At 71.4% G+C, this 19135-nt stretch carries 18 protein-coding genes; 11 read left to right on the top strand and 7 right to left on the bottom strand.

The genetic code is table 11. The features are described from left to right. Positions 1-75: 75 nt before the first annotated feature. Both serB and ACFWVC_RS14985 read right to left on the bottom strand, forming a co-directional pair. Complete coding sequence (serB, locus tag ACFWVC_RS14990) at positions 76-1326, bottom strand: phosphoserine phosphatase SerB (protein ID WP_384284449.1); 1251 nt, start codon at positions 1324-1326, stop codon at positions 76-78. A 70-nt stretch (positions 1327-1396) separates the two neighbouring features. Next, positions 1397-3142 (bottom strand): streptophobe family protein, encoded by a 1746-nt coding sequence (locus tag ACFWVC_RS14985; protein WP_384284447.1) that lies wholly within the window; start codon positions 3140-3142, stop codon positions 1397-1399. 274 nt (positions 3143-3416) lie between these two features. Between ACFWVC_RS14985 and ACFWVC_RS14980 the strand changes: the two genes are divergently transcribed. Next, positions 3417-5966, top strand: coding sequence for an FHA domain-containing protein (locus tag ACFWVC_RS14980; RefSeq protein ID WP_384284444.1), 2550 nt, complete (start codon positions 3417-3419; stop codon positions 5964-5966). Positions 5967-6069: 103 nt separating this feature from the next. Here ACFWVC_RS14980 and ACFWVC_RS14975 read toward each other — a convergent pair whose 3' ends face one another. Then, on the bottom strand, positions 6070-6864 hold the full coding sequence (locus ACFWVC_RS14975; protein ID WP_384284441.1) for a transglycosylase SLT domain-containing protein: 795 nt from the start codon (positions 6862-6864) through the stop codon (positions 6070-6072). A 464-nt stretch (positions 6865-7328) separates the two neighbouring features. Here ACFWVC_RS14975 and ACFWVC_RS14970 point away from each other — a divergent pair, with 464 nt between their 5' ends. From ACFWVC_RS14970 to ACFWVC_RS14955, 4 genes are all read left to right on the top strand, one after another. Next, a complete protein-coding gene (locus ACFWVC_RS14970; protein WP_384284437.1) occupies positions 7329-8480 on the top strand; it encodes a GAF domain-containing sensor histidine kinase in 1152 nt (383 codons plus the stop codon). A 37-nt stretch (positions 8481-8517) separates the two neighbouring features. Next, the gene (locus ACFWVC_RS14965; RefSeq protein WP_384284770.1) at positions 8518-9171 is read left to right on the top strand and encodes a response regulator; all 654 of its coding nucleotides are present in this window, start codon (positions 8518-8520) and stop codon (positions 9169-9171) included. Between the two features lie 201 nt (positions 9172-9372). Next, positions 9373-9624 (top strand): chaplin, encoded by a 252-nt coding sequence (locus tag ACFWVC_RS14960; protein WP_384284434.1) that lies wholly within the window; start codon positions 9373-9375, stop codon positions 9622-9624. A 260-nt stretch (positions 9625-9884) separates the two neighbouring features. Then, entirely contained in the window at positions 9885-10124 is a 240-nt protein-coding gene (locus ACFWVC_RS14955) for a chaplin (protein WP_384284430.1), read from the top strand. A gap of 94 nt (positions 10125-10218) precedes the next feature. On the opposite strand, the gene ACFWVC_RS14950 is transcribed toward ACFWVC_RS14955, so the two are convergent. Continuing rightward, a complete protein-coding gene (locus ACFWVC_RS14950) occupies positions 10219-11016 on the bottom strand; it encodes a hypothetical protein (protein WP_384284427.1) in 798 nt (265 codons plus the stop codon). A gap of 115 nt (positions 11017-11131) precedes the next feature. Between ACFWVC_RS14950 and ACFWVC_RS14945 the strand changes: the two genes are divergently transcribed. From ACFWVC_RS14945 to ACFWVC_RS14930, 4 genes are all read left to right on the top strand, one after another. Next, positions 11132-11923, top strand: a complete 792-nt coding sequence (locus ACFWVC_RS14945; protein ID WP_384284424.1) for an ABC transporter ATP-binding protein — start codon at positions 11132-11134, stop codon at positions 11921-11923. 77 nt (positions 11924-12000) lie between these two features. Further along, positions 12001-12411: an NfeD family protein gene (locus ACFWVC_RS14940; protein WP_384284767.1), complete on the top strand. Its 411-nt coding sequence runs from the start codon at positions 12001-12003 to the stop codon at positions 12409-12411. Positions 12412-12539: 128 nt separating this feature from the next. Beyond that, entirely contained in the window at positions 12540-13484 is a 945-nt protein-coding gene (locus ACFWVC_RS14935; protein ID WP_384284421.1) for an SPFH domain-containing protein, read from the top strand. 97 nt (positions 13485-13581) lie between these two features. Then, positions 13582-14349 (top strand): sulfite exporter TauE/SafE family protein, encoded by a 768-nt coding sequence (locus ACFWVC_RS14930; protein WP_384284420.1) that lies wholly within the window; start codon positions 13582-13584, stop codon positions 14347-14349. Positions 14350-14373: 24 nt separating this feature from the next. On the opposite strand, the gene ACFWVC_RS14925 is transcribed toward ACFWVC_RS14930, so the two are convergent. The 3 genes from ACFWVC_RS14925 to ACFWVC_RS14915 form a co-directional block, all read right to left on the bottom strand. Beyond that, on the bottom strand, positions 14374-14877 hold the full coding sequence (locus ACFWVC_RS14925; protein ID WP_384284418.1) for an HNH endonuclease: 504 nt from the start codon (positions 14875-14877) through the stop codon (positions 14374-14376). 385 nt (positions 14878-15262) lie between these two features. Further along, positions 15263-15799: a YbhB/YbcL family Raf kinase inhibitor-like protein gene (locus ACFWVC_RS14920; RefSeq protein WP_384284764.1), complete on the bottom strand. Its 537-nt coding sequence runs from the start codon at positions 15797-15799 to the stop codon at positions 15263-15265. Positions 15800-15843: 44 nt separating this feature from the next. Beyond that, the gene (locus tag ACFWVC_RS14915) at positions 15844-16626 is read right to left on the bottom strand and encodes a sporulation protein (RefSeq protein ID WP_384284416.1); all 783 of its coding nucleotides are present in this window, start codon (positions 16624-16626) and stop codon (positions 15844-15846) included. A gap of 84 nt (positions 16627-16710) precedes the next feature. On the opposite strand from ACFWVC_RS14915, the gene ACFWVC_RS14910 reads away from it, so the two are divergent. Then, positions 16711-17388 carry a DNA-3-methyladenine glycosylase gene (locus ACFWVC_RS14910; protein ID WP_384284414.1) on the top strand — a complete coding sequence of 226 codons (678 nt, stop codon included), beginning with the start codon at positions 16711-16713 and terminating at the stop codon, positions 17386-17388. Positions 17389-17453: 65 nt separating this feature from the next. Next, the gene (gene tyrS / locus ACFWVC_RS14905) at positions 17454-18719 is read left to right on the top strand and encodes a tyrosine--tRNA ligase (RefSeq protein ID WP_384284412.1); all 1266 of its coding nucleotides are present in this window, start codon (positions 17454-17456) and stop codon (positions 18717-18719) included. The last annotated feature ends 416 nt before the right edge of the window (positions 18720-19135 follow it).

Genomic DNA, 19135 nt, shown 5'->3' with positions numbered 1-19135 from the left:
CGCCCGCGACGGGCCCGGGGCGGCGCGCACGCGCTGCGGGGCCCGCCGCGTGCCACGTGCCGCGCCGATGGTGCGTCAGGACTGCCGCTGCGCCTCGACCGCACCGTCCAGCGCGTCGGCCGCCTCGACCTCTTCACGCGTGATGCCCAGCAGATAGAGCACGGTGTCCAGGAACGGCACATTGACCGCGGCGTCGGCGGCCTCCCGGACCACCGGCTTGGCGTTGAAGGCCACCCCGAGCCCGGCGGCGTTGAGCATGTCCAGGTCGTTCGCCCCGTCGCCGATCGCGACGGTCTGGTCGAGCGGTACCCCGGCCTCTGCCGCGAAGCGCCGCAGCAGCCGCGCCTTGCCCGCGCGGTCCACGATCTCCCCGACCACCCGGCCGGTGAGCCTGCCGTCGACGATCTCCAGGGTGTTGGCGGCGGCGAAGTCCAGCCCCAGCCGCTCCTTGAGGTCGTCGGTGACCTGGGTGAAGCCGCCCGAGACGACACCCACCCGGTAGCCCAGGCGCTTGAGCGTGCGGATGAGGGTGCGGGCGCCGGCCGTCAGCCGGACCTCCTGGCGCACCTTGTCCACCACGGACGCGTCCAGCCCCGCCAGCAGCGCCACCCGGGCGTGCAGCGACTGCTCGAAGTCCAGCTCGCCCCGCATCGCCCGTGCCGTCACCTCGGCGACCTCCTCCTCGCAGCCGGCGTGCGCCGCGAAGAGCTCGATCACCTCGTCCTGGATGACGGTGGAGTCCACGTCCATGACCACCAGCCGCCGCGCCCTGCGGAGCAGTCCCGACGACACCACGGCCACGTCCACCCCGCGCTGGTGCGCCTCCAGGGCGAGGACCGGGCGCAGCGCGTCCGTCGCGACCCCGGACACGGCGAATTCCACGGCCGTCACCGGGTACTTCGCGAGGCGGAAGATGCGGTCGATGTTGCCGCCCACCTCGGTGATGCGGGTCGCTATGGCCGCCGTCGACTCGGCGGTGAGCGGGTGCCCGAGCACGGTCACATGGGAGCGGCCCTCGCCGCGCGGCCGGTTGTCGCCGATGCCGGAGATGATCTCGGCCTGCAGTCGCACCGACTCCGCCCAGGAGTGCACCGTCGCCCGCAGCGTGCCCTCCACGCCACGTCCGGTGGGCGCGGTGACCAGCGCACAGAGCACGATGCGGCCACGCGTGACGACCTGCTCGATGTCGACGACGTCCACCTGGAAGCCGGCCAGCGTCTCGAAGAGCCCGGCGGTGAGGCCCGGCCGGTCCTTGCCGAAGATCTTGACCAAGAGGGTCGGCACGTTGACGGCGGGGGTGGTGGTCGCCTGTGATGCGTCGTTCATGGTGAGACCACCGTATCGGGCGGCCGGACCCGTGCGGAGACGCGTTCCGCCTGCCGGACAGTGCCCGTGGTCAGCGGCTCCGTCCCGGCGCGCCGGGCGGCGGCGGATTCTGCGGGGGCGGCCCCGGGGGCCGGCCCGGCGGTGGCCCGGGCGGCGGCGGCAGCGGCATCCCGGTGACGGTCCGCGCCGAGTGCGGGGCGTCGGAGGGGGGCGGGGGAGCCGGGGGATGCGCCGACTGCTTGTAGGGGTTGGGCTCCCCCTCGTGGGGCTGGTAGCCGGGACTGGGGAGGTAGGGGCCGGGCTCGTACGCGATGCCCGGATAGGTGCGCCCGGAGTCCTGCGGGACCACGGGCCCGGGAGCCGCCACGTACGGCGGCACCTGGTGCGGCCCCGCCGCGACCGCACCTGTGGGCCCCGCGGACGCCGTCGGCACGTACGGTGACACCCTGCGTCCGGCCGTGCCCGTCGCCAGGGCGAGCAGGGCCCCCGCCCCGCCCGCCGCCGCGCCCCAGGCGGCGCCCAGCAGCAGCGCGAGCGGCATGCTGCCGTGCAGATCGATCCCGGCCCCCACGGCGTCGAAGCCGAACACCGACAGCCCCGCGTCCACCTTGACGCCGGTGAGCTGCACCAGCAGGGGGAAGGCAAGGGCGGTGACCGCCCCGAGGCTCAGCGCGCACCGCCCGGCGTACCCGGCCCGCGAGGCGCCCCGCAGCGGTGTGCGGGCCGCGGCCAGTGCCCCGGCCGCCAGCATCATCAGCGCGACGGCCACCGTCAGCAGCCAGACCCGGTTATCGAGTTCGGCAAGCCGCCCCATGGTCACCGGCTCCTGCGCCTTCCCCGTCAGCAACCGGTCGAGGGGGTCGGGCAGCACCTTGGCGAGCTCACCGGTGGCCGTGCCCTTCCATGAGACGAACAGCCCGAGCGGCACCGCCAGCCAGACCCCGTTGGGCGCCCCCAGGAGCGCCGCGCCGGCGATCCGCTTCGGCTCGTCCCCGGTGGCGGCCGCGTACCCGGCCGCCGCGTACCCCGCGACCACGGCCAGCAGCAGCACCCAGCGCAGCGCCGAGGCGGCCGGGCGGACCGCCGTGTGGACCGCCTCCAGGCCGGGCGGCAGCGGCGTGCGCCGCGAGGCCAGCAGCGCCAGCAGCAGCACGGCCAGCACCCACAGCAGACCGCCCAGCAGCGAGCGGCCGGTGTCCACGTGGAAGCTCACCGAGGCCTTGGCGTCGATCAGGTCCTGCAGCCCGTCGCCCAGTCCGCCGCCGATGTCGCCGATCCCCGGCAACTGGTCGATCAGGCCGCCCCCGCCGCCGCTCTTGCCGGCGCCCAGCGCGGCGCCGTCGATGGCGATCGTGTCCTCACCGGCCCAGCCCAGGACACCCAGGAGCGCCACGAAAAGGACCGTCACCGACCCGGCACGCGCCGCGAGTTCGCCGGCCGGGATCGTCACGCCCGCTCCACGCAGTGAGCGCAGGAAGATCCAGGCCAGGAGCAGCGCCCCGACCAGACCCACCCCCAGCGGCATGATGTCGATCGCGCCCGCCGCGCCCGCCCCGTCGAGCCCGAACACCGCGACGTCCCCGGACGGGCTCACCTTGCCGCCCACCGCCATGGCCACCACGGCGGCGGTCATGGGCCCGAGGGAGCCCGCGGTGTCCGCCCCGAGCAGATGGAGCCCGAGCGCCGCCACGCCCACCATCGCCAGGTACGCCCAGCTGACGGCCGCGATCGCGGACAGCAGCACGCCGCCCCAGGGGATCGCCCGCGGCGCGTGCGGGGGCGCGGCGGATGGTGGTGTGGAGGTGTACGTCGTCATGCCCGCCCCCGAGGTGTCGCGTCCGGACCGCCTGTGATGCCTGCGCTGCTCATGCCCCGGTCCGTCATGATCCGCACGGATCCCGGGCGGTTACCACTCTCCGGTGGTGTTTCGGCGCCGTCAACGGATTCCCGGCAGCCCGTCCACATCGTTCCGGCCGGCCGGGTTCTGCTTCTGCCGGACGGTCGTGCCTGGAATAGTTCCTCCCGGTGTTCGCAATCCCTAGACTCCCCCCAAGGGGGACAACCCGGGGGACAACTTTGTGGGGCTTGGGGTGCCTGAACTCGTACTGGAACTGAACGGTCGCACCTGGACACTGGATCCGTCCCGGTCGTACAGCCTCGGCCGGGACCCGCAGTCGGACGTGGTCCTCGACGACGCCAGGGTCTCCTGGCGGCACGCCACCATCCGGCGCGGTGAGCGGGGTTGGGTCCTGGAGGACCTCGGCAGCACCAACGGCACCTATGTGCAGGGGCAGCGCGTCCATGCTCACGAGGTCGCCGCAGGTGCCACCGTCAACCTCGGCAACGCCAACGACGGCCCGCAACTGGTCTTCAGCGGCGACCGGTCCGCGGGGGGAGACATCTACAGCGCCGAGACCGCGCTCGCCCAGCCGCAGCAGGCCCGTCAGTCGGGTCCGGCCGTGCAGCAGGCACCGGCCTGGGGCGCGCCGCCGCAGAACGGCTGGAACGGCAACGGCTCGCAGCCGCACGTCCCGCAGCCCGCACAGGGCGGCCAGGGTCCGCAGCCGCGCATCCCGGCCCCGCAGGGCCCCTCCGGCGGTATGGGCTCCGCACCGCCCGTCTACGGCGACCGCAGCCCGACCACCTTCCACCACCTCGTGCTCGGCCGCGTGATGAAGATCGGCCGCGCCCTGGAGAACGACCTCGTCGTCTCCGACCTCCAGGTCTCCCGGTTCCACGCGGAGTTCCGCGCCCACCCGGACGGCCGCTACGAGATCGTCGACCTCGGCAGCCACAACGGCACCTATGTCAACGGCCAGCCGATCCAGCGTCATCTGCTGGGCCCCAACGACATCGTGGGCGTCGGCCACTCCACCTTCCGGCTCGTCGGCGACCAGCTCGAGGAGTTCGTCGACACCGGCGAGATCTCCTTCTCCGCCCGCCGGCTCACCGTGACCGTCCCTCAGGGCAACGGCACCAAGAAGATCCTCAACGACGTCTCCTTCGGCGTCCCCGAGAAGTCGCTGGTCGCCGTCATCGGCCCGTCGGGCTCCGGCAAGTCGACGCTGCTGCGCGCCCTGACCGGCTACCGGCCGGCCGACGAGGGGGAGGTGCTCTACGACAGCCGCAACCTCTACAAGCAGTTCGCCGAGCTGCGGCAGCGCATCGGGCTGGTGCCGCAGGACGACATCCTGCACAAGGAGCTGACGATCCGCAAAGCCCTGCGCTATGCGGCCAAGCTCCGCTTCCCCGGCGACACCAAGGCCGCCGAGCGCGAGGCCCGCATCGACGAGGTACTGCGCGAGCTCAAGCTCGACGTGCACGCCGACAAGCGCGTCACGTCGCTGTCCGGCGGCCAGCGCAAGCGCGTCTCCGTCGCCCTGGAGCTGCTCACCAAGCCCTCGCTGATCTTCCTGGACGAGCCCACCTCCGGACTCGACCCGGGCATGGACCGCGACGTGATGAAGCTGCTGCGCGGCCTGGCCGACGACGGCCGCACGGTGCTCGTGGTCACCCACTCCGTGGCCGAACTGGCCCTGTGCGACAAGTTGCTGGTGATGGCGCCGGGCGGCGCCGTGGCGTACTTCGGGCCGCCCGAGGAGGCGCTGAACTTCTTCGGCTACGAAACCTGGGCCGACGTCTTCTCCGCCTTCGAGAACTACCGCGACTACGACTGGTCCGGTCGCTGGCGCGGCTCCCAGCACTACCAGATGTACGCCGCCGACCTGGACGCCGTCGCGCCGCAGTCCGTAGCCGTGGCCCCGCAGCAGACGAAGCCGCCCAAGCCGCAGAGCTGGGGATCGCAGTTCGTCACCCTGGTGCGGCGCTACATGTCGGTGATCGCCTCCGACAAGGGCTTCATGGGCCTGATGGTGATCCTGCCGGCGGTCCTCGGCCTGGTGAGCGTGGTCATCCCGGCGGACTTCGGTCTGACGGCCGCCGACCAGCCGGGCAAGTTCAATCCCGACGCCGGCACCATCCTGCTGATCCTCGCCGTGGGCGCCTGCTTCTCCGGCGCCGCCAACTCGGTGCGCGAACTGATCAAGGAGCGGGTCATCTACGAACGCGAACGGGCCACCGGTCTGTCCCGTTCGGCGTACCTGTTCTCCAAGGTGTTCGTCCTCGGCCTGATCAGCGCCCTCCAGGGCGTCATCATCTGCGCGATCGGCCTGTCGGTCCGCAAGCTCCCCGACGAGGGCCTGATCGTCAAGGGCTTCCCGGCCGCCGAGATCACCTTGGTGATCATCGGACTGGGCTTCACCTCGATGATGTTCGGCCTGGTCATCTCCTCGCTGGTGAAGACGGCGGAGAAGACCATGCCGCTGCTGGTCATGTTCGCCATCGTCCAGGTCGTCTTCACCGGCGTGCTCTTCCAGATCTTCGGCACCGTCGGCCTGGAGCAGGTCGCCTGGCTGATGCCGTCCCGCTGGGCGGTCGGCGCCGCCGGCGCCACTCTCGACCTGGGCCACATCATGCCGCCCTGGGACCCGGCCAAGCCGGACAACGTCGATCCCCTGTGGGAGCACTCGGCCGCACAATGGGGCACGGACATGGGCATCCTGCTCGGCATCGGCCTGGTCTGCGGCTTCCTCGTACTGAGACTGCTGCGGCGCCACGAGCCCGAGGTCATGCGCAAGTAAGGCGCGTGGAGTCCCCCCGGACCTCCCCGGCACGCACAAGGGCGGCGGTTTCCCCGATCGGGAACCCGCCGCCCTTGTGCTGTCCGGTGCCTGCCCCGCGGGATCAGTACCAGTTGTGCGCCTGCCAGAACGACCACGCGCCGCAGGGGCTGCCGTAGCGCTCGTTCATGTAGCTCAGACCCCACTTGATCTGCGTGGCCGCATTGGTGCGCCAGTCGGCACCTGCGGAGGCCATCTTCGAGCCGGGCAGGGCCTGGACCAGGCCGTAGGCGCCGGAAGAAGGGTTGACCGCCTGCGGGTTCCAGCCGCTCTCGCGGGTCACGATGTTGGAGAAGCACTGGAACTGGGCGTCGCCGACCATCTGGCGCGCCATTTCCTGCGGGCTGCCGCTCGGCGCCGCGGCAGTGGGCATGCTCTCCTCGGCGGCACGCGGGGCGGCCTGCTTCTGCTGGGGTATGAGCGCGCGGCGCTCGTGGCTGCGGTTGGCGGCCTGCTGGTCCGCGCGGCGCTGCTGGGCCTCGGCGGCGACCTGCGCGACGTGCCGGGCGTGCGCCTTGCGCAGGGCGGCGGCATGGGCGACGTGCCGGGCGTGCGCCTTCGTCTTGGCGGTGACCTGGGCGACGTGCTGAGCGTGCTTCTTGCGCACCACGGCCTGGTGGGCGACGTGGGCGGCGTGCATCTGGGCCACGGCGTTCACGTGGGCCACGTGCGAGGCGTGCGCGGCCTTCGCAGCCTTGGCGGCCTTGGTGGCCGCGGCCTGCTCGGCCTGGGCCGTACCGGCACTCCCGGTCACGCCGGTGATCGCCAGGACGCCCACACCGGCCGCGGCGATACCGGCGGCGGAGTACTTGTGGGCCTTGGTCAGACGGTCGAGAGACGGGATCGTCGGGAGCTGCATGGGGGAGTTACCTCTTCCATTCGGCTGCGCTCCGCTCTGCACACGCAAAGAGAAGCGCCACGTGTCGAACGCGGCGCGGAGCGACCTGAGCATTCTTAGCCCTCCGGAAATTCCCGGGCAAAGCTCGCCATTACTACCCCAAGTAGTAGTCGGGCTGTCGCCCGGCGGTGGCACATGCGCTCCTTCCGGGTGGTCCGGCGGCTCATGGGCCTACTACCTTCCTTCGTACGTGACGTACGTCCTATGTGGTGCTTCACAGGCGTGTGACGGTGAGTGGCGAACCGGACGCCGTGCGTACGTCGTTCTCCCGCCGTTTCCCCGGCGTTCCGCTCGTTCCGGTCCGCGGGGGACTCCAGCGCCCGCGCACGGCGGCCGAAAGGGCATTTGGGCCTAGGTCCGCGGGACCGGGCCGCCCGGTCCCGCGGCCGATCCCGGACGCCGTACCCCGCCGGTACGGTGAAGCCATGCACAGCCGGTCATCCCGTCGCGGCGTCGAGGCGGTGAGCGCGGCCGTACTCGCCATGAGCAGGCACCTGGAGGTTCGCGAGGTCCTGCAGACCATCGTCGCCTCCGCGCGTGAACTGCTCGACGCCGAGTACGCGGCGCTCGGCGTGCCCGACGACCACGGCGGTTTCGCGCAGTTCGTCGTCGACGGCGTCAGCGACGAGCAGTGGCGGGAGATCGGCCCGCTGCCCCGCCAGCACGGCGTCCTCGCCGCGATGCTCCACGAGGCCACCCCGCAGCGGCTCGCCGACGTGCGCGCCGATCCGCGGTTCGGGGGCTGGCCCGCCGCCCACCCCGAGATGACCGACTTCCTCGGCATTCCGGTGATCGACGGCGACGAGATCCTCGGCGCCCTCTTCCTCGCCAACAAGCGCGGCCCGCGGCCCGCCGGCGTCGGATGCGCCTTCACAGGAGAGGACGAGGAACTGCTGCGCACCCTGGCCGCGCACGCCGCCATCGCCCTCACCAACGCGCGCCTGTACGAGCGCAGCCGCGAGCTGACCCTCGCCGGCGAACGCGCCCGCATCGCCCACGAGTTGCACGACGCCGTCTCGCAGAAGCTCTTCTCGCTGCGGCTCACCGCCCAGGCCGCCGCCGCGCTGGTGGACCGCGACCCGGTCCGCGCCCGCGAGGAGTTGCGGCAGGTCGCCGCGCTCGCCGCCGAAGCCGCCGACGAACTGCGCGCGGTCGTGGTCGAGCTGCGCCCCGCCGCCCTGGACGAGGACGGGCTCCTGGCCACCCTGCGCACCCAGGCCCAGGTCCTCGGCCGGGCGCACACGGCGCGGGTCTCCTTCAGCCACGGCAAGGTGCGGGCCCTGCCCGCCGCCCAGGAGGAGGCGGTGCTGCGCGTCGCCCAGGAGGCCATGCACAATGCGCTGCGCCACGCCGACGCGAGCACGGTGACCGTGCGCCTGGAGACCCGCGGCAAGGGCGCTGTGCTGCGGATCACCGACGACGGCCGGGGCTTCGACCCCTCGGCGGTACGGCGCGCCGGACGCCACCTCGGCCTGGTCTCGATGCGCGACCGGGCCGACGGGGTCGGCGGCGCCCTGACGGTGGAGTCGGCGCCCGGTGAGGGCACCGTGATCGAGATGGAGGTGCCCGGTGGGTGACCCGGAGAGCGACGGCCCGGAGGGCTTCGCGGAAGGCGTGGGCGCGGGGGAGGGGCGGGCGATCCGCGTCCTGGTGGTCGACGACCACCAGGTCGTACGGCGGGGCCTGCGGACCTTCCTCGAGGTGCAGCCGGACATCGAGGTGGTCGGCGAGGCGGCGGACGGGGACGAGGGCGTCAGGCGCGCCGAGGAACTCGCGCCCGACGTGATCCTGATGGACATCAGGATGCCCGGCACCGACGGCATCGAGGCGCTGCGCCGTCTCCGCGAGGCCGGCAGCAGGGCACGGGTGCTGGTGGTCACCAGCTTCACCGAGCAGCGCACGGTCGTCCCGGCCCTGCGGGCCGGCGCGGCCGGCTACGTCTACAAGGACGTGGACCCCGACGCGCTGGCGGGCGCCATCCGCTCCGTGTACGCGGGGCACGTACTGCTGCAGCCGGAGGTCGCCGACGTGCTGCTCTCCCAGGAGGAGCCGGCCTCCGGACAGGGACGCGGCGGCACGCTCACCGAGCGGGAGCGCGAGGTGCTGTCACTGATCGCCGAGGGCCGCTCCAACCGGGAGATCGCCCGCGCCCTGGTGCTGTCGGAGAAGACGGTCAAGACCCACGTCTCCAACATCCTGATGAAGCTCGACCTGTCCGACCGCACCCAGGCGGCCCTGTGGGCCGTGCGGCACGGCATCGGGACCTGAGCGGCGGTGTCCGGCACCGGGGACGGCCCCGTGGGGCGGCACCGCCGTAGCGGTAGGACAAGCCGATCGTCGCCGTCCGGACTGAGATTCATACCGTCGGGTGTATGTCGCCCGGATGGCGCAACCTGGACGCATCTGCCCCGTTCTTCATGGCGTGCTGCGGCGACTGCCGCGGCACCACATGCAAGGAGGGTCAAGAACGTGAAGAGCCTGCACAAGGTCGCCGCCGTCACCATGGTCGCCGGAAGCATCGCCCTGGTCGGAGCCGGTGCCGCCTCCGCTCACAGCGGTGGTGGCGCGCACGCCGACGGTGTCGCGAAGCACTCCCCCGGCGTGGTCTCGGGCAACACGATCCAGGTGCCGGTGCACATCCCCGTCAACGTCTGTGGCAACACCATCAGCGTGATCGGCGTGCTGAACCCGGCCATCGGGAACTTCTGCCTGAACAAGTGACCGTGCGACCGCGGCCCCGCCGCGGTCCGGCAGTGACCGCCGGCCCTGGAGGACCACCTCCGGGGCCGGTCCCCTTTTACCGCCTTTTCCCGCTTTCCCGATTTCCCCGTTCGTTCTCGTTCGTTCCTGCCCGTTCCCGCTCACGAGTTCCGCCGTACGGAGGTTTCCGGCGCCGGGCCCGTGTCACCGCCCCGGTAACGGCGTTCCCACAGTGCGGCCCCGCGACCTGGGACCGCGTCATCACAGGAGGAACAGCTCTCATGAACAGCGCCAAGAAGGCCGCCCTCGTCATCGCCGCCGCCGGTACGGCCGCCGCCGGCACGGCCGGCACCGCGTTCGCCGGCTCCCACGCGGGCGGCGCGGCCGTCGGCTCGCCCGGCGTGCTGTCCGGCAACGTGATCCAGGTGCCGGTGAACATCCCGGTCAACATCTGCGGCAACACCATCAACATCATCGGGCTCCTGAACCCGACGATCGGGAACGTCTGCTTCAACGACTGATGGTGCGAGGGCCCCGTGGACGACATCGTCCACGGGGCCCTTTTGCCGTACCCGCTCCGTATGGCCCCGGCGGGTCCGCGGCCGGGGCCGCGCCTCAGCCGCGCCGTCGTTCGCTCTCCTCCACGTACGCGTTGTAGGCCGCCACCTGCGCCCGCCGCGCCGTGCGCTCCACCGGCCGCAGCAGCTCCGCCCGCGCCGCGATCTCCGAGGCGCTCACCGCTCCGCCGTGCTCCAACTGCGCGCCCGTGGCGATGGCCACCAGCGCGCCGACCCGCTGCGCCAGCTCCAGCACCCGTACCGCCCGCGGCGGATAGCCCGGCGCCAGCACCTCACGCCCGCGCTCGGCACGCGCCCGGTAGGCCTCCAGCGCCGCCTGGGCCGCCGGACCGGCCCCTGCGACGTCCAGCCGGGCCAGCGCCGCCGTGGCGTCCCGCAGGGCCTCCGCGAGCTCCCTCTCGGCCTCCCCGAGGGAGGGGACGTCCGCCGGGGGCGCGTCCCGCACCTCCAGGCACTGCCACTCCACCCCCACGTGCACGTCCCCGCGCGGGCCGACCTCCGTGACCTCCGGCACGAAGCCGATCGAGGGGCCGCCCACCGCGACGACCGCCTCGCCGGCCGCCATCGCGCGGGCGTTGAACTCCGGGGGCCCGCTCAGCCCCAGCGGGTGGCCCGGTACCGGCAGCGCGACACGCAGCCCGGTCACCCCCAGGGCGCGCAGCCGTCCGAGGCCGAGAGTGAGCCCCACCGGGGCGGACTCCCCGGGCAGCCCGGCCATCCGGTGGGCCGAATCGCCCGCGATCACTTCCTGAGCGGCGTCGTCCGGTGCGGCAAGTCCGGCAATCAGGGCATTCCCCCAAGCCGCCAACCGTCCTGAGCGAGGTTCATCGAGCATCCCCCCAGCCTAAGGACTGGGGCAGCTCGGCCGTGGCGTAGATTTCCCTGGGGGCGGTGGCTACAAGCGCCCGCGACGGCAGACATGCGATCGGGAATTGGGAGACAACGCGCTCATGAGCGATGTTCTGGAGCTGGTGGACGTATCCGTGGTCCGAGACGGCCGGGCTCTGGTGGACCAGGTCTCCTGGTCGGTCGCCGAGGGCGAGCGCTGGGTCATCCTCGGCCCGAACGGCGCCGGCAAGACGACCCTGCTGAACATCGCGTCGAGCTACCTCTTCCCGACCTCCGGCACCGTCCAGATCCTCGGCGAGAAGATGGGCGGCGTCGACGTCTTCGAGCTGCGGCCCCGCATCGGCATCGCGGGCGTCGCCCTGGCCGAGAAGCTGCCCCGCAGGCAGACCGTCCTGGAGACCGTGCTCACCGCCGCCTACGGCATGACCGCCCACTGGCAGGAGAGCTACGAGCAGGTCGACGAGGACCGGGCCCGCGCCTTCCTGGACCGCCTCGGCATGAGCGACTACCTCGACCGCAGGTTCGGCACCCTTTCGGAGGGCGAGCGCAAGCGGACCCTGATCGCCCGCGCCATGATGACCGACCCCGAGCTGCTGCTGCTGGACGAGCCGGCCGCCGGTCTCGACCTGGGCGGCCGCGAGGACCTCGTGCGCCGGCTCGGCCGGCTCGCGCGCGACCCGATCGCCCCCTCCATGATCATGGTCACCCACCATGTCGAGGAGATCGCCCCCGGGTTCACCCACGTCCTGATGATCCGTCAGGGCAAGGTCGTGGCGGCAGGCCCCATGGAGACGGAGCTGAACTCCCGCAACCTGTCCCTCTGCTTCGGCCTGCCGCTCGTCGTGGAGCGCCGCGGCGACCGCTGGACCGCCAACGGCCTGCCGCTGAAGTAGGACCGGGTTCGGGGGAGAGCCGTCGCACCCTGTCACAGATCCACTCCGGCCCCTACGATGGACGTGTGGACGACTGGTTGTGGTGGCTGATCGCCGCCGTGGGGCTGGGTATTCCGCTCGTGGTGACCGCGATGCCCGAATTCGGGATGTTCGCGGTCGGCGCCGTAGCCGCCGCCATCGCGGCGGGGCTCGGCATGAGCATCACACCGCAGGTGCTGATCTTCGTGATCGTCTCGGTCGCGGGGATCGCGGTCGTGCGTCCACTCGCCAACCGCAGCCGCGCGCAACGACCGGAGTTGCGCAGCGGCATCGACGCGCTCAGGGGCCGGCAGGCCGTCGTCCTCGAAAGAGTCGACGGACAGGGCGGCCGGATCAAGCTCAACGGCGAGGTCTGGTCCGCCCGGGCCCTGGACTCCGGCCGTCACTTCGATCCGGGCGAGAGTGTGGACGTCGTCGAGATCGAGGGCGCGACGGCCGTAGTGATCTGATCCGGCCCGAGCCCCGCACCGGATCCGGAACGGGAATTCGCCGAACCCGGCCCGCCTCCCGCGGGGGTCTGCCAGACTTGATCATGTCCTCGTACTGACAGTCAGCAGCAAACGGCGTGGGAGTGGACGTGCAGCCGATCATCATCGTCCTGATCATCCTGGTGGTGCTCGTCTTCATCGCGCTCATCAAGACGGTCCAGGTCATCCCGCAGGCCAGTGCCGCGATCGTCGAGCGCTTCGGGCGCTACACCCGGACGCTGAGCGCCGGCCTCAACATCGTGGTGCCGTTCATCGACACCATCCGCAACCGCATCGACCTCCGCGAACAGGTCGTGCCCTTCCCGCCGCAGCCGGTGATCACCCAGGACAACCTGGTCGTCAACATCGACACGGTCATCTACTACCAGGTGACCGACGCGCGGGCCGCCACCTACGAGGTCGCCAGCTACATCCAGGCCATCGAGCAGCTCACCGTCACCACGCTGCGGAACATCATCGGCGGCATGGACCTGGAGCGGACCCTGACCTCGCGCGAGGAGATCAACGCGGCCCTGCGCGGCGTCCTGGACGAGGCGACCGGCAAGTGGGGCATCCGCGTCAACCGCGTCGAGCTGAAGGCGATCGAGCCGCCCACCTCCATCCAGGACTCGATGGAGAAGCAGATGCGCGCCGACCGCGACAAGCGCGCCGCGATCCTCACCGCCGAGGGCATCCGGCAGTCCCAGATCCTGACCGCCGAGGGCGAGAAGCAGTCCGCGATCCTGCGCGCGGAAGGCGAGTCCAAGGCCGCGGCCCTGCGCGCGGAAGGCGAGGCCCAGGCCATCCGCACGGTCTTCGAGTCGATCCACGAGGGCGACCCGGACCAGAAGCTGCTGGCCTATCAGTACCTGCAGATGCTCCCCAAGATCGCCGAAGGCGAGTCCAACAAGCTCTGGATCATCCCCAGCGAGCTCAACGACGCGCTCAAGGGCCTCGGCGGCATCGTCAACCTCCCCGGCGCCCCCGGAGCCGGCGGCGGTCCCAACGGCGAGAGCGGCCCCCGCCGCGAGACCCCTCGCATCGAGAAGGACTGAAGGGCCCTCCGGCGCGCCGCCCCGCCTGTGACATGATCCGTGCGCTCTCCTCGACCTCGACGGCGGGGAGGAGCCGCACCGATCATGGAGGCCGCACATGTCGCTCTGGGAAGCACTGGCCGTCCTCGTGGCAGGCGTCGCCGCCGGCACGATCAACACCGTCGTGGGATCGGGAACGCTGATCACCTTCCCGGTCCTGCTCGCCGTCGGCCTGCCACCCGTCACCGCCAACGTGTCCAACACCCTGGGCCTGGTCCCCGGCTCCCTCAGCGGCGCGATCGGCTACCGGCGCGAGCTGCGCGGCCAGCGGGGCCGCCTGGTCCGCTTCGGCGCCGCCGCCCTGTGCGGCGGACTGACCGGGGCCGTGCTGCTGCTGGCCCTGCCCACAGCGGCCTTCGACACCATCGTGCCGATCCTCATCGGCGTGGCCCTGGTGCTCGTCGTCGTGCAGCCCCGGCTCTCCCGCGCCCTCCAGGCCCGCAGGGCCGGCAACGGCACCCACGCCCCCGAGTACGGCGGCGTCCTGCTCCCGCTGAGCCTGCTCCTCGCCAGTGTCTACGGGGGCTACTTCGGCGCCGCGCAGGGCGTCATATACCTGTCCCTCATGGGCGTCCTGCTCGACGACAGCTGGCAGCGCATCAACGCGGCCAAGAACGTCCTCGCGCTGATCGTTAACGGCGTCGCAGCCGTCTTCTTCCTCTTCGTCGCCGACTTCGACTGGTCCGCGGTCGGCCTCATCGCGGCCGGCGCCGCCCTCGGCGGTGTCATCGGCGCCCGCATCGGCCGCCGGTTGCCGCCGGTCGCGCTGCGCGCCGTCATCGTCGTCGTCGGCATCGCGGCGATCGTCCAGCTGCTCGTCACATAGCCGGACGACCGCCGCGCACGTCGGTCAGGCCGGGAGTGCCAGCCACTCCGGTACGTTTTCACGGTCCTTCAGGCCCAGCGCCAGCAGAAGCGCGTCCGCCGGCGTTGGCTCGAACGGCTGCGTCAGCAGCCGCATCCCCGCCTGCTCCGGCGTACGGTCGGCCTTGTGGTGGTTGTCCTCGGCGCAGGACGCCACCGTGTTGAGCCATGTGTCCCCGCCCCCGCGCGAACGCGGCAGGACGTGGTCCACCGTCGTCGCCCGCCGGCCGCAGTAGGCGCACCGGTGACGGTCCCGCACCAGCACCCCCCGCCGCGACCAGGCGGCCCGTTGTCGGAAGGGCACCCGTACGTACCGGCAGAGCCTGATCACCTGCGGCACCGGTACGTCGACGGCCGCCGCACGGATGCGCAGACCGGGGTGGGCCTGCTCGACCACGGCCTTGTCCTGCATCACGAGCACCACCGCACGCCGCAGCGACACCGTCGACAGCGGCTCGAAAGTCGCGTTCAGTACCAGCGTCTCCCGCATATCGCCCACCCCTCTGGTCCGTCCTCGCCGTGTGGCGAAGTGGCTCCACTGTGACCGGGCCATACCCGTGCGGACAACGCAATTTCCGCACGTGAAAGCGAACAGGAGGAAACGGGAAACGGAACGGACACCTGCGCGCCACCCCGTGGCGCCCGCCCCCGAAGGGAACGCGGGCGCCCGGGGCGCGGCAGTCGGCGCGGACGCCCGGGCGCATGACCGGGCTCCGGCGAACAGCAGGCATGTCGCGCGGCGAGAACCGCACAGCGCAACGCCCCGCCGCCCCCGCCACTGCGGTGCCGACCCCCGGTGACGGTTGGGTCACCAGGCAGACACCACTGTGCGTGCGGGAGCGCCGGGGCGCAACGGAATTACCGGCCGCGGGAGGCTACGCCCCCGGGTTCTCGTACTCGCCGATCACATGGGCGCGGGCCAGTGCGTGGAAGCGCAGGTTGAAACCGACGACCGCGGGCGACACGTCGGCGTCCGGGCCCAGCTTCTCCTGGTCCACCGCGTACACCGTGAACACATAACGGTGCGACCCGTCCCCGGGCGGCGGGGCGGCACCGCCGAAGTCCCGGGTGCCGTAGTCGTTGCGGACGTGCACCGCGCCCTCGGGCAGCCCCTTGAAGCCGTCGCCGCCGGCGCCGGCGGGCAACTCCGTGACGGACGCCGGGATGTCGAAGAGCACCCAGTGCCAGAAGCCACTGCCGGTGGGCGCGTCCGGGTCGTAGCAGGTCACCGCGAAGCTGCGGGTCGCCTCGGGGAAGCCCTCCCACCGCAGGTGCGGCGAGACGTTCCCCTTGGCGTGGACCTGGTCGTCCTTCAGAGTGCCACCGGGCTCGATGTCGTCGCTCACGACCGTGAACGACGGCACCGCCGGGTGAAATTCATGCGGGAGCGGCCGCCGCTTCTGCTCGGTCACCACGGATACCTCCTGTATCGCGAAAAGCGCCTTACCGGCCGATCCTAGAACCAGTTCCGCTTCCCGCCGACCTCGGCCAGCCACTGGTTGAGGTACGCCGCCCAGTCGGTGGCCTGGAAGTTGTCGAGGTTCACCGTGAACGAGCGGTACGCGTCGCTGCCCTCGCTGAACAGGCCCGGCTTCTTGTCCATCTCCAAGATGACGTCCATCTCGTGGCCGTCGGCGACGAAGCTCAGCTCCACCTGGCTCATCCCGCGGTACTGCTGCGGCGCGAAGAACTCGATCTCCTGGTAGAACGGCAGCCGCTGCCGCGTGCCGCGGATGTGGCCCCGCTCCAGGTCCGCGTTCTTGAAGGAGAAGCCCAGCCGGCCGAACGCGTCCAGGAGCGCCTGCTGCGCGGGGATCGGGTGGACGTTGATCGGGTCGAGGTCGCCGGAGTCCACCGCGCGGGCGATCGCCAGCTCCGTCGTCACACCGACGTTCATCCCCGTCAGGTGACGCCCGAGGAAGGTCGTGATGGGGGTCTCCCACGGGATCTCCAGCCCGAACGGCACCACGTGCACCGCACCCGGCTGCACCTCGAACGCGCCGCCCAGCTGCTGCCGGTGGAACTCGATGTCCTGCTTGTACTCGGCGTCCTGGCCCTCGACCTCGACCCGGGCCTGGAGGCCCACCGACAGCCCCTCGATCCGCTGCGGGACCGAGCCCCCCTGGATGCGCACCTCGCCCTGGACCACACCGCCAGGCACCACATTCGGCTCGCTCAGCACCGTCTCGACCGACGCGCCCCCGGCACCCAAGCTCGCAAGCAGCTTCTTGAAGCCCACGATGTCCCTCTCCCTTTACTGGCGGTTGCCTCGCTCATTACGAACGCGGCCCCACCCCGAACGGTTCCATTACTCTCGTACCGCATGATCGCGGCTCCCGAAAGCATCCCCCTGCACCGGGCCTTCTTCGACCGCCCGGTGCTGGAGGTCGCCCCCGAGCTCCTGGGGCGAATCCTGGTACGCACGACGGATGACGGTCCCATCGCCCTGCGGCTCACCGAGGTCGAGGCCTACGCCGGTCCCGCCGACCCCGGTTCCCACGCCTACCGGGGACGTACCGACCGCAACGCCGTGATGTTCGGACCGCCCGGCTACGCGTACGTCTACTTCACCTACGGCATGTGGCACTGCCTGAACATCGTCTGCGGCCCCGGCGGCAATCCCAGCGGGATCCTGCTGCGCGGCGGAGAGATCGTCGAGGGAGCCGACCTCGCCCGCACCCGCCGGGTCAGCTCCCGGCGCCCCCACGACCTCGCCCAGGGCCCCGCACGCCTGGCCACCGCCCTGGACGTCGACCGCGCCCTCAACGGCGCCGACGTCTGCCCGGACGACCCCGCGGACTCCCCTTTCCGTGTCCTCGCCGGCACCCCTGTCGACCGCGCGGCCGTCCGCTCCGGCCCGCGCACCGGAGTCGGGGGCGAAGGAGCGGCCCACCCCTGGCGCTTCTACATCGACGGGGACCCCACGGTCAGCCCCTACCGCGCCCACACACCGCGCCGCCGCGCCCAGGGAGGCGCAAAAGGAGTCGAGCGGAACGCGTAGTCTCGGTAAGACTCCGTACGCAACGGGTACGGGACACCGACCGACTCCAAGGAGACACGAGAACCGTGACGGACATCGTCGACGAGCTGCGGTGGCGAGGGCTGATCGCCGTTTCCACCGACGAGGACGCACTGCGCAAGGCGTTCGCGGACGGCCCTGTCACGGTCTATTGCGGCTTCGACCCGACGGCGCCCAGTCTCCACCTCGGCAATCTGGTGCAGATCCTCACCATCCGGCGGCTCCAGCTCGCCGGCAACCGGCCGCTCGCCCTCGTCGGCGGCGCCACCGGTCTCATCGGTGACCCCAAGCCCACCGCCGAACGGACGCTGAACGACGCGGACGTGGTCGCCGGATGGGTCGAGCGGATCCGCGCCCAGATCGAGCCCTTCCTGTCCTTCGAGGGCCCGAACGCCGCCGTGATGGTGAACAACCTCGACTGGACCGCGGGCCTGTCGGCCATCGAGTTCCTGCGCGATGTGGGCAAGTACTTCCGGGTCAACAAGATGATCGCCAAGGAGGCGGTCGCCCGCCGGCTCAACTCCGAGGCCGGCATCAGCTACACCGAGTTCAGCTACCAGATCCTGCAGGGCATGGACTTCCTGGAGCTCCACCGCCGGTACGGCTGCACCCTGCAGACCGGCGGCAGCGACCAGTGGGGCAACCTCACGGCCGGCATCGATCTGATCGGCCGCGTCGAGGGCACCTCCGTGCACGCCCTCGCCACGCCGCTGATCACCAAGGCCGACGGCACCAAGTTCGGCAAGACGGAGTCGGGCACGGTCTGGCTCGACCCCGACATGACGACGCCGTACGCCTTCTACCAGTTCTGGCTCAACGCCGACGACCGTGACGTGTCGAAGTTCCTGCGCATCTTCAGCTTCAGGACGCAGGACGAGATCGAGGAGCTGGAGCGGCAGACCGAGGAGCGCCCGCAGGCCCGCGCCGCCCAGCGCGCCCTCGCCGAGGAACTCACCACCCTCGTCCACGGCGCCGATCAGTGCGCCGCCGTCATCGCCGCTTCCAAGGCTCTTTTCGGCCAAGGCGAACTCGGCGAACTCGACGAGCGCACGCTGGCCGCCGCACTCGGCGAACTGCCCCAAGCCACCGTGTCCGAGCTGGCCCCGGTCGCCGACCTCTTCGCCGAAGTCGAGCTCGTCGCCAGCAAGTCCGCGGCCCGGCGCACCATCCGCGAGGGCGGCGCCTACGTGAACAACGCCAAGGTGACCGACGAGGACGCGGCCCCCGCCGCTGGCGATCTGCTGCACGGACGCTGGCTCGTGCTGCGCCGCGGCAAGAAGAGCCTCGCGGCGGTCGAGGTCGTCGCCGGCTGACGTCGCGTCGGCCGGATTTCCGGTTTTCGACGTTTGAGCGGCGGTGGAGCTTGACTCTGCCGCCGCTCCTGCGTAACGTAGCCCAAGCCGCTTGAAACGGTGCGTCCGGTTCGTCCGGATCCTGCGATCGGCGGCCACTCACTACGACGATCCCTCTCCGAAGATTCGGATGCATTTTTGTGCGCCCGAATCCGGGGAATCGGATGAATTCGCAAAGCGCGAAGGAATCCGCTAACGTAGTGAATGCGCCGGGGCGGAAACGCCAAGGCGAAACCCCCTCCAGAGGGTGGCAGAGAAGGAAATCGGATCTGCTAAGCTGGAGACAACGAAGGGAAAGCCCGGAGGGGCCGGTGAAACGGTCTCGAAGGAAGCTTCCGTTCCTTGAGAACTCAACAGCGTGCCAAAAGTCAACGCCA

Source organism: Streptomyces sp. NPDC058691 (assembly GCF_042714775.1).
In the GTDB taxonomy this organism is placed as follows: Bacteria; Actinomycetota; Actinomycetes; order Streptomycetales; family Streptomycetaceae; genus Actinacidiphila.
The sequence above is the reverse complement of the archived record's forward strand: the minus strand, read 5'-3'. Positions and strand labels throughout refer to the sequence as shown.

What these genes read in the sequence shown, in the direction of transcription:
- ACFWVC_RS14970 (WP_384284437.1), top strand. Translation starts at nt 7,329, where the DNA reads ATGCACAGCCGGTCATCCCGTCGCGGCGTCGAGGCGGTGAGCGCGGCC.
- ACFWVC_RS14925 (WP_384284418.1), bottom strand. Translation starts at nt 14,877, where the DNA reads ATGCGGGAGACGCTGGTACTGAACGCGACTTTCGAGCCGCTGTCGACG.
- ACFWVC_RS14945 (WP_384284424.1), top strand. Translation starts at nt 11,132, where the DNA reads ATGAGCGATGTTCTGGAGCTGGTGGACGTATCCGTGGTCCGAGACGGC.
- ACFWVC_RS14910 (WP_384284414.1), top strand. Translation starts at nt 16,711, where the DNA reads ATGATCGCGGCTCCCGAAAGCATCCCCCTGCACCGGGCCTTCTTCGAC.
- ACFWVC_RS14930 (WP_384284420.1), top strand. Translation starts at nt 13,582, where the DNA reads ATGTCGCTCTGGGAAGCACTGGCCGTCCTCGTGGCAGGCGTCGCCGCC.
- ACFWVC_RS14955 (WP_384284430.1), top strand. Translation starts at nt 9,885, where the DNA reads ATGAACAGCGCCAAGAAGGCCGCCCTCGTCATCGCCGCCGCCGGTACG.
- ACFWVC_RS14985 (WP_384284447.1), bottom strand. Translation starts at nt 3,142, where the DNA reads ATGACGACGTACACCTCCACACCACCATCCGCCGCGCCCCCGCACGCG.
- serB (WP_384284449.1), bottom strand. Translation starts at nt 1,326, where the DNA reads ATGAACGACGCATCACAGGCGACCACCACCCCCGCCGTCAACGTGCCG.
- ACFWVC_RS14950 (WP_384284427.1), bottom strand. Translation starts at nt 11,016, where the DNA reads ATGCTCGATGAACCTCGCTCAGGACGGTTGGCGGCTTGGGGGAATGCC.
- ACFWVC_RS14975 (WP_384284441.1), bottom strand. Translation starts at nt 6,864, where the DNA reads ATGCAGCTCCCGACGATCCCGTCTCTCGACCGTCTGACCAAGGCCCAC.